Here is an 8,695-nt window from a genome sequence, read left to right as displayed (position 1 = left end):
TACATCGTTCATTGGAATACGAGGAGACGACAGGTTAAACTGAAAGGACTGACTCCGGAGGAATTCCGAAATCAGTCCTTAGCAGCTTAGTCCTTACTAATTCGTCCAAGTTTTGGGACGCAGTTCATATCGCAGGGTCCTTTCCACGGGGAGGGATTGAGGGGTGGCGCGGCGCAGGTGCCGTCGGCGCACGCCGCGCCACCCCTATCGTCTCAGGCTACTTCGCCTGGTCGATAGCCTTTTGCACGGCGTCCTTGATGGCCGTGCTCGTCACCGTGGCGCCGGCCACGGCGTCCACCTCGGTGGACTGGGCCTCGATGATCTGGGCCGGCAGGGCCTCGATGGCCTTGCTGCCGACGCCGGCGGTCTCCTGCTGGTGCACCACTTCGACGGCCGCGATTTTGCCGCCGTCCATCTTCACCTTGACGCCCAGCTCGTTGCCCATGCACAGCGTGGAGGTGCCCAGGTACTCACCCTCGCCGAGGGCCACGGTCTGGGCCAGGTCGGGATCCACCTCGTGGCTGCCGGAGCCGGCGGTGTAGACGATCTCGGAGGCCACGCCCATGGGCAGGGCGGGCAGCGGATCCTTCTCGGCCGCGGCGTTCACGCCGGCCAACTGGCCGAAGATGAGGCACTCGGCCATATTGCCGCCGCCGTTGTACTGGTAGGGGGTCATGCCGCCGAACTCGCCGGCTGAGTACAGGTGCGGAATGGGCTCGCCGTTAGTGCCGACGACCTCGGCCGCGGCGTTGCGGCGAGCGCCGCCCTGGGTGTTCAGGAAGGCCTGGATCATCTCGATGGCGTAGTAGGGGCCCGATTCGGAGAAGGCGCGCATGGTCTCGGCGGCGCGGTAGAAGGCCGGATCGTAGCCGTCGGCAGCCATCTTGTTGAAGTCGGCCACGGTCTGCTCGAGCTTGCCCGGGGTAATGCCCAGAGTCTCGGCCAGCTCGGTCAGGGTGCCTGCGCTCACGACCTGGTCGGCGAACTCAGCGGGAATGCCGTGGTACTCTTCGGTGATGGCCTTGTTCTGGGCCTCGTCCCATACCATCCAGGTGTTGCGGGGACGCTTCACGCTCACCCAGTCACCGTTGCTCGGCACGTGGCCATGGCGGTTGTACACGTCCTCGCGCAGATAGCGCTCGCCGCCGTTGCCCACGACGATGATGCTGCCCGAGAGGTTGCGCAAGTCGTTGAAGGTCTTGGCGTGATGGCCGGACTCCACGGCGAAGGAGATGCCGCCCAAAGCGAAGCAGTTGCCCTCGAAGGCCTCCATGTGCCACAGATCGGCGCCGACGCCCATGGCCATCTTCACGCCGTCGCCAGTATTGAACAAGGTGCCGGCCGGGGCGCTCTTGGTAAGGCCCAGGAAGTCCTCCACCATCTGCGGGTTGTTCTCGAAGCCGCCCATGGTCATGACGACGCCGTTCTTGGCGCGCACGTTCACAGTCTCGCCGTTCTTGTCGATCTCCACACCGATGACGGCCTTGCTGACCGGATCCTGGAACAGGCTCACGGCCGGCGAGGCGTACCACACGTCGATGCTATCTCCCATGGACATGACCTTGTTGCGGTAGGTCTTCCACAAAGCGGAGTTGCACACGTTGTCGCTCACGGTCAGCACGTGCAGGTCCTCGCCGCCCTCGAACTCAGGGTACTCGGGGGCGAACATGCCGATGAGGGGCTGAGCGGAGGAGTCGTACTTCCAATCGAGGAAGTTCTCCTCGGGCACGCCGAAGAAATCGCGCAGCATGTCGTGGGTGCGGGTGAGACCCTCGGCGTAGACGTCGAGAAGCCCCTCGTCCACGGCGAAGTCGCCGGCCATGGCCTTATTGTAAGATACCATGGCCTCCTTGTTGTCGGAGCTCAAAATGATCTGCCCGCAGAAACGCGTGTTACCGCCCTCCATGCCGATCGGGGCCTTCTCCACGAGCAACACCTTCGCGCCGGCATCGGCGGCGTAGCAGGCGGATACGGCCCCAGCGCCGCCGAAGCCGATAACCACGACGTCGTACTCGCCATCCCAAGCGATGGTGTCGGCGAAGGTGGTGCCCTCGCCGGTAGTGGCCATAGCCGAGCCGCCCTTGCCTTGGGGCGCGCAGCCGGCCAGACCGAGGCCGGCGATGGCGGCCATGCCGGCACCGGCACCGGTGATGAATTGCCTACGGGTGAACTTTCCCATATTTCCACTCCCTTACTTTTCGGCTTAGAACTCTTGGGGATTCCGATGGCCGGGGGAGCCGTTCCCCGAGCCGCGGTGCTACCATAGCGGCTTTATCGGGGTTACCGTGATGGGTAAAGAGAGGGTCAGTGGGGGTGGAACTTGCTGACCCGATGCGCTAACCCATCCCGCTAACCCACCGGTGGGTTAGCGAATTGCCGCTGGTGCGCGGGGGCCGTCTGTGGTTTCATGGGAATGCTGAGTGAGGAGGGAATCGATGGGATCATTATCGAAGGTGGCCCGGGTGCTGCGCCAAGGGTTCGCGCAGCAATTTCAGACGGTGGGCGCCGTGGGCCTGTTCGTGGGGCTGGCCTGCAATCTGGCCTTCGTGGGCCAGGTGTACTTCTGGCCGGCGATGTGGCACACTTCCGCTCTCATGGTCTCTTATACCGATGCCGCCTACGGTGCCGAGCTGCTCACAGCCGCCCTTCTCATTCTCCGCCTGCATCGGAAAGGCACGCTTCCCGGTCCCCGAACCCTGTGGGCGATGGCCCTCCTCGTGCAGGCCACCCTGGTGCTCTACTGCATCATATTCGGTCTGGGATTTCAGTCTCCGGCGGTGATGGACTGGGTCTGCGGGGCCATCTTCGGTGTCTACCTGCCGCTGTCCATGGTCTCTTGGCTGCGAGCGCATGCGGGCCTCTCTCCCTCGACCGTGGTGTGGAACATTATGCTGGCGGCGGCCTTTGCGTCGTTTGTCATCTGGGTGTTCACGGGGCTGGCCGGCGTCAAGATCTGCGTCTGCATGGGGGTGCTGCTCCTTATCGCCACGCTTGTGCTGAACCGGCGCCTGCGAGACCTTGGCAACAGCCCGGTCGCGGACCCCGAAGGAGGCGCCCCATCGCCCCCGACGGTGCCTTTTCGCTATCCGGTGTCGGCGGTGTTCCTGTTCAGCCTCGCCTTCATCATTGCCATCTCTTTTGCCGGGAAGGGCGGGGCGGATGCCTCTTTTGCCGCCGGTGCCTTTCTGGCGCCGCTGTTGCTCGTATGCGCCATCGTGCTCCTCGTGAACGCTGCGGCCTTCCCGCTCACCAATATCGCAGTGCCTGCCATCGTCATGGCCACCATTACAGCATCGTCGCTGCAGGTGGACCCGGCGCTGTCCTTCGATCTGGCGGCCCTGGGCATGTTTCTGTTCCTGGCCTACGCGGTAGTGCTGCTGTGCGCCGCCGCCCGCGGGGACGATCGGGCCGGGGCCCTGGCCTTCCTGCGACTCATGGTCGCCTTCGCCGCCGGTTGCATTGTGGGCCGGTGCGTCATGGCGGTCTGCTCTCTCATCGACGGCTTCACGTCCGACGCCCTCGTGCTGGCCGCCGTTCTCGTGGCCAATGGTGCCGCGGTCATCCTCATGCGCCGGGGCGCCACGCCCCGCCGCTCCGAGGAGCTGTTCGGAGCCGGTGACGACGGGTGTTCTGACGGGGATCTCGGGGCCTCCTGCCGTGATGCCGTGGATGCCATGGCAGCTGCGCGGAACTTGGGAGAGCGGGAGAAGGAGGTGCTCGTCCTGCTGCTCCAGCGCAAGTCGGCCAGCGCCGTGGCCGCCGAGCTCGTCATTGCCAACGGCACGGCGAAGTCCCATATCCGCCACGTCTACAAGAAGCTCGACGTCCACAGCCGCGCCGAGCTGTTCGCCCTGTTCGGCATCGACGCGGACGAGGGCCGCTAGAGGTGAAGCGCCCCTTTTTCGCGATGCGGCCGTGCGCAACGGCGATTCGGGGCTCCTTGTACCCAGAAAGGGTGCACAATAAAAGACAGAGCGCCCCGTTTTCACGATGCGACCGTGCGCATCGGCGATTCGGGACGCGGAGCCACCTCAAAAGGCTGTGTGGGGGAAGAACGCTGCTCCTTTTTCGCGATACGGCCGTGCGCATCGGCGATTCGGGGCTCCTTGTACCCAGAAAGGGTGCACAATAAAAGACAGAGCGCCCCCTTTCCACGCTTCGACCGTGCGCAGCGCAGAAAAGGGGCGTAAGAGAACCGGGTGCCTTCCGATGTTGGAGCGACGGCGGGGTGCGGGGGGTCCCGGCGGCTAGCGGCCCTGGGCCTGGACGGCGGTGATGGCCACCACGCCCACGATGTCCTCGGCCGTACATCCGCGCGAGAGATCGTTCACCGGCGCGGCGATGCCCTGGAGGATGGGACCGTAGGCCTCGGCCTTGGCCAGGCGCTGCACGAGCTTGTAGCCGATGTTGCCGGCATCGATGTCGGGGAACACGAGTACGTTGGCGCGGCCGGCCACGGGCGAGGCGGGGGCCTTCGCTGCACCGATCTCGGGGACGATGGCGGCATCCAGCTGCAGCTCGCCGTCCACGGCCAGCTCCGGCGCCAGTTCCTTCACCAGCGCCGTGGCCCGCACCACCTTGTCGGCATCATCGTTTCTGGCCGACCCGTAGGAGGAGTGGGAGAGCATGGCCACCACCGGCTCGGCACCGTCGATGAGCGAACGCCAGGCAGCCTCGGCGTTGATGGCGATCTGGGCGAGGCGCTCGGCATCGGGCTGCACTTCCAGGCCGCAGTCGGAGAACAGGAAGGTGCCGGCGTGCCCCAAATCGCAGTCGGGCACGTTCATGACGAAGAAGGAGCTCACCATCTGCGCGCCAGGGGCGGTCTTCAGGATCTGGAGAGCCGGGCGCAGCACGTCGCCGGTGGAGTGGCAGGCCCCGGACACCAGGCCGTCGGCCTCGCCCATCTTCACCATCATCATGCCGAAGTACAGCTCGTTGTCCATGAGCTCGAGGGCGGCCTCCACGGTCATGCCCTTCTTGGCCCGCAGCTCGGCGAGCTTCTCGGCGTAGGGGGCCCGCAGCTCGGAGGTGCGGAAGTCCACGATGCGGGCGCCATTCAGGTTGCAGCCGGCGGCGGCGATCTCGACCGGGTTGCCGAGGATGATCACGTCGGCGATATCGTCGGCGAGGATGGCCTCGGCGGCCTTCAGGGTGCGGATATCGTTGCCCTCGGGCAGCACGATGGTCTTCTTGTCGGATTTGGCCTGGGCGATCATGGTATCGAGGAATGCGCTCACGGCGGGTCCTTTCTCCCCGGGGAATGTGACGGCTCCCATCATAGGGCACCGTCGGGTGTCCATGCCGGCCCGCGGGCCGGCCCGGCCGGCGTGAGGTTCATATATTCGGTTTGTATGTGAACCTTTCCGCCGATGGCGGGGGGTTGAGTACAATAACGGGCGAACTAATCTATGGGGCGCCGGGTGCGCCATCATCCACCGATCCAGAGCGAGGAGTTACCCCCATGGCAGTGACCTACGCCGATTTTCGCGCCATCGACATCGCCGACTTCGACGCGGTGGTCGTCGGTTCCGGGTTCGCCGGAGCCGTGACGGCTCGCCAGCTGGCCGAGCAAGGGGGGCTGCGCGTGCTCGTCATCGAGAAGCGCGCTCACATCGCCGGCAACGCCTACGACGAGTATGACCAGGCCGGCATCCTCGTGCACCGCTATGGGCCGCACATCTTCCACACCAACAGCCAGGAGGCCTACGATTACCTGGCCCGCTTCACGGAATGGTCGGGTTACCAGCACAAGGTGCTCGCCGATTGGTTCGGCACCTACATGCCCGTGCCCTTCAACAAGAACTCCATGGAGATCGCCTTCGGCGCCGAGAAGGCTGCCCGCCTCATCGAGAAGCTCATCGCCACCTTCGGCGACGAGCGGAAGGTGACCATCAACGAGCTGCGGGCCCAGGAGGATCCGGAGCTGGCGGAAGTGGCCGACTTCGTGTACGAGAACGTGTTCCTCTACTACACCCAGAAGCAGTGGGGCCTCACCCCCGAGGAAGTGGACCCGTCGGTGACGGCGCGGGTGCCCGTGTTCATCTCCCGGGACGACCGCTACTTCCAGGATACCTACCAGGGCATGCCCGTGGACGGCTACACGCGCCTGTTCGAGGCGATGCTCGGCCACGACCTCATCACCGTGTGCCTGGGCACCGAGGCCGAGTCCGTCTTCGAGCTCGTGTTCGCCAGCGGCGACGAGGACGCGCCCCTGACCGCCATCCGCATCAAGGGCGAGGCCTTCGAGGGTCCCATCGTGTACACCGGTCCCCTCGACGAGCTGTTCCTGGCCCGCTTCGGACGGCTGCCCTACCGCTCCCTGGACTTCGTCTACGAGACCTTCGAGGAGGACTACCATCTGCCCGCCGGCACCGTGAACTACACGGTGACCGAGGACTACACCCGGGTCACGGAGTTCAAGTGGCTCACTGGGCAGAAGGGCTCGAAGACCACCATCATGAAGGAGTACTCCCGGGCCTACGAGGATCCCGCGACCCAGATTCCCTACTACGCCATCATCAACGGCGACAACGCCGACCTCTACGGGCGCTACCGCCGCCTGACCGATGCCCTGCCAAACTTCTATCCGCTGGGTCGCCTGGCCGAGTACCGCTACTTCAACATGGACAAGGTGGTCGTGGACGCCCTGGCCGCCGCCGACCGCATCCTGTGGTCCCTCGACCATCCCGATGCGGCCGTCCCCGACGCCGTCTCGTCCGCCACGCCCGCCCTCTAGGAGGTTTCGCCGTGAAGACCATCACCTTCGCCGTTCCCTGCTACAATTCCGCCGCCTATATGGATCATTGCGTGGAGACGCTTCTGACCTGCGGCGACGATATCGAGATTCTGCTGGTGGACGACGGCTCCACGAAGGACGACACCGCCCAGATCGCCGATCGCTGGGAGGCGGAGCACCCGGGCATCGTGCGGGCCATCCATCAGCCCAACAAGGGCCATGGCGGCGCGGTGAACACGGGGCTCGCCAATGCCACGGGCTTCTACTTCAAGGTGGTGGATTCCGACGACTGGCTCGATACGGCCGCCATGTTCCCGCTCATGGAGTACATGCGCAGTCAGGTGGAGGCGCCGGTGCCCTGCGACATGGTGGTGGCCAACTACGTCTACGAGAAGGTGGACGAGGGCGTGCAGAAGGTCATGGGCTACGCCAACGTTCTGCCCGAGGGCTATGAGTTCGGCTGGCACGAGGTGGGCACCTTTCTGCCGTCCCAGTATCTGCTCATGCACTCGGTGTACTACCGCACCGACATGCTGCGCAAGATGGGCCTCGTCCTGCCGGAGCACACGTTCTACGTGGACAACATCTTCGTCTACGAGCCCCTCGTGCACGTGCGCACCATCCGCTACTTCAACGTGGACGCCTACCGCTATTTCATCGGGCGGGAGGACCAGTCGGTCAACGAGAAGGTGATGATGGGCCGCATGGACCAGCAGCTGCGCGTCACCCGCCAGATGATCGACAACGTGGATCCCCAGGCGGTGCGCGAGCGCCACCTGCGCCATTACCTGCGCAACTACCTGTCCATGATGATGTGCATCTGCTCGGTGTTTCTGCGCATGCGCGGCGGCGAGCAGGACGAGGAGGACTTGAAGGGCATCTGGGCCTACCTGAAGGAGCAGAACCCCTCGCTGTACCGTCGCGTGCGTTCCAACGCGCTGAACCTGGCCACTAACCTGCCCACCGAGGCCGGCGAGAAGATCGGGCTCAAGGGCTACCAGATCGCCCAGAAGATCTTCAAATTCAATTAAGGGTTCCGGGCCATGTCGTCGCTCGTGCTCGCCATCGACATTCGCAACACCCGCACGCGGTTGGGGTTGGCCGTGGATGGGGATTTGGCGGCCCAGTGGTCGGTCGGCACCGATGCGGGCTACACCCCCGACGAGGCCGTGGCCTCCGTGGCGGCCTTCTTCGATGCCGTGACCCGCGGCCTGGCGACCATGGAGCCGGGAGCCGTTCTCGACGGAGCGGCCCTGCCGTTGCGGGCGCCCCTGGCCGACGGGGCCATCGTCGCCTCGGTGTTCCCGGCCCTCACCGAGGTGTGGGTGGAGGCGGCTCGGCGCTTGACGGGCACGCGGCCCCTCACCGTAGGGCCCGGGCTGAAGAGCGGCCTGAAGATGGATTTCGCCGATCCGGCCTCCGTGGGAGCCGACCGCGTGGCCGAGATGGTGGCCGCGAAGTCCGCCTGGGGCGCCCCGGTGCTCGTGGTGGATCTGGGCACCGCCACCACCTTCGAGCTGCTCGATCGCGAAGGGTCCTTCAAGGGCGGCATCATCGCGCCGGGCATGGGCCTGGGGGCCGCGGCCCTGGCTCAGGGGGCGGCCCAGCTGCCCGCCGTGGGACTGCGCGCGCCCCGCACCCTGCTGGGCCGCACCACCGAGGCGGCCATGCGGTCGGGCATCGTCATGGGGGAGGTGGCCCGCATCGACGGCCTCATCGACATGATCTGGGCCGAGGCCGGCTACACCACGCCGGTGGTGCTCACGGGCCGCGGTGCCGAGGCCATCGCCGCCCTCATGGCCCACGAGGCGGTCGTGGACCAGAGCCTGGGCCTGCGCGGCCTTGTGGAGCTCTACGGCCTGAACCGCTCCTAGGCGCCGCCCCGCGTCGGGCGGCCGCGGGGCGCTTCGCGACCCTTCGTGGGCGATCTCGCCGCCCGCTCGGGGCTTTCGGGGC

At 65.8% G+C, this 8,695-nt stretch carries 7 protein-coding genes; 5 read left to right on the top strand and 2 right to left on the bottom strand.

Going from position 1 to position 8,695, the window contains the following annotated elements; all coding sequences use genetic code 11:
• A partial coding sequence (locus F8D48_RS10915; protein ID WP_151432013.1) for an IS3 family transposase occupies window positions 1-90 on the top strand: 90 nt, incomplete at its 5' end.
• A 127-nt stretch (window positions 91-217) separates the two neighbouring features.
• Here the strand turns inward: F8D48_RS10915 and F8D48_RS10910 are convergent.
• Window positions 218-2,179 carry an FAD-binding protein gene (locus F8D48_RS10910; protein ID WP_151432011.1) on the bottom strand — a complete coding sequence of 654 codons (1,962 nt, stop codon included), beginning with the start codon at window positions 2,177-2,179 and terminating at the stop codon, window positions 218-220.
• A gap of 256 nt (window positions 2,180-2,435) precedes the next feature.
• Here F8D48_RS10910 and F8D48_RS10905 point away from each other — a divergent pair, with 256 nt between their 5' ends.
• Entirely contained in the window at window positions 2,436-3,884 is a 1,449-nt protein-coding gene (locus F8D48_RS10905) for a helix-turn-helix transcriptional regulator (protein WP_151432009.1), read from the top strand.
• A 363-nt stretch (window positions 3,885-4,247) separates the two neighbouring features.
• Here F8D48_RS10905 and pta read toward each other — a convergent pair whose 3' ends face one another.
• Entirely contained in the window at window positions 4,248-5,240 is a 993-nt protein-coding gene (gene pta, locus F8D48_RS10900; RefSeq protein WP_205717390.1) for a phosphate acetyltransferase, read from the bottom strand.
• A 224-nt stretch (window positions 5,241-5,464) separates the two neighbouring features.
• On the opposite strand from pta, the gene glf reads away from it, so the two are divergent.
• Genes glf through F8D48_RS10885 form a run of 3 tightly spaced genes read left to right on the top strand, consistent with a single transcriptional unit; the run spans window position 5,465 to window position 8,613 of the window.
• Complete coding sequence (gene glf / locus F8D48_RS10895; RefSeq protein WP_151432007.1) at window positions 5,465-6,739, top strand: UDP-galactopyranose mutase; 1,275 nt, start codon at window positions 5,465-5,467, stop codon at window positions 6,737-6,739.
• A gap of 11 nt (window positions 6,740-6,750) precedes the next feature.
• Complete coding sequence (locus tag F8D48_RS10890; RefSeq protein WP_151432005.1) at window positions 6,751-7,770, top strand: glycosyltransferase family 2 protein; 1,020 nt, start codon at window positions 6,751-6,753, stop codon at window positions 7,768-7,770.
• A gap of 12 nt (window positions 7,771-7,782) precedes the next feature.
• Window positions 7,783-8,613: a type III pantothenate kinase gene (locus F8D48_RS10885; protein ID WP_151432003.1), complete on the top strand. Its 831-nt coding sequence runs from the start codon at window positions 7,783-7,785 to the stop codon at window positions 8,611-8,613.
• Window positions 8,614-8,695 lie beyond the last annotated feature (82 nt).

It is taken from the genome of Adlercreutzia muris, assembly GCF_008831045.1.
In the GTDB taxonomy this organism is placed as follows: Bacteria; Actinomycetota; Coriobacteriia; order Coriobacteriales; family Eggerthellaceae; genus Adlercreutzia; species Adlercreutzia muris.
The sequence above is the reverse complement of the archived record's forward strand: the minus strand, read 5'-3'. Positions and strand labels throughout refer to the sequence as shown.

Coding starts and splice junctions, on each gene's coding strand:
- F8D48_RS10910 (WP_151432011.1), bottom strand. CDS start 2,179: ATGGGAAAGTTCACCCGTAGGCAATTCATCACCGGTGCCGGTGCCGGC.
- F8D48_RS10905 (WP_151432009.1), top strand. CDS start 2,436: ATGGGATCATTATCGAAGGTGGCCCGGGTGCTGCGCCAAGGGTTCGCG.
- glf (WP_151432007.1), top strand. CDS start 5,465: ATGGCAGTGACCTACGCCGATTTTCGCGCCATCGACATCGCCGACTTC.
- F8D48_RS10885 (WP_151432003.1), top strand. CDS start 7,783: ATGTCGTCGCTCGTGCTCGCCATCGACATTCGCAACACCCGCACGCGG.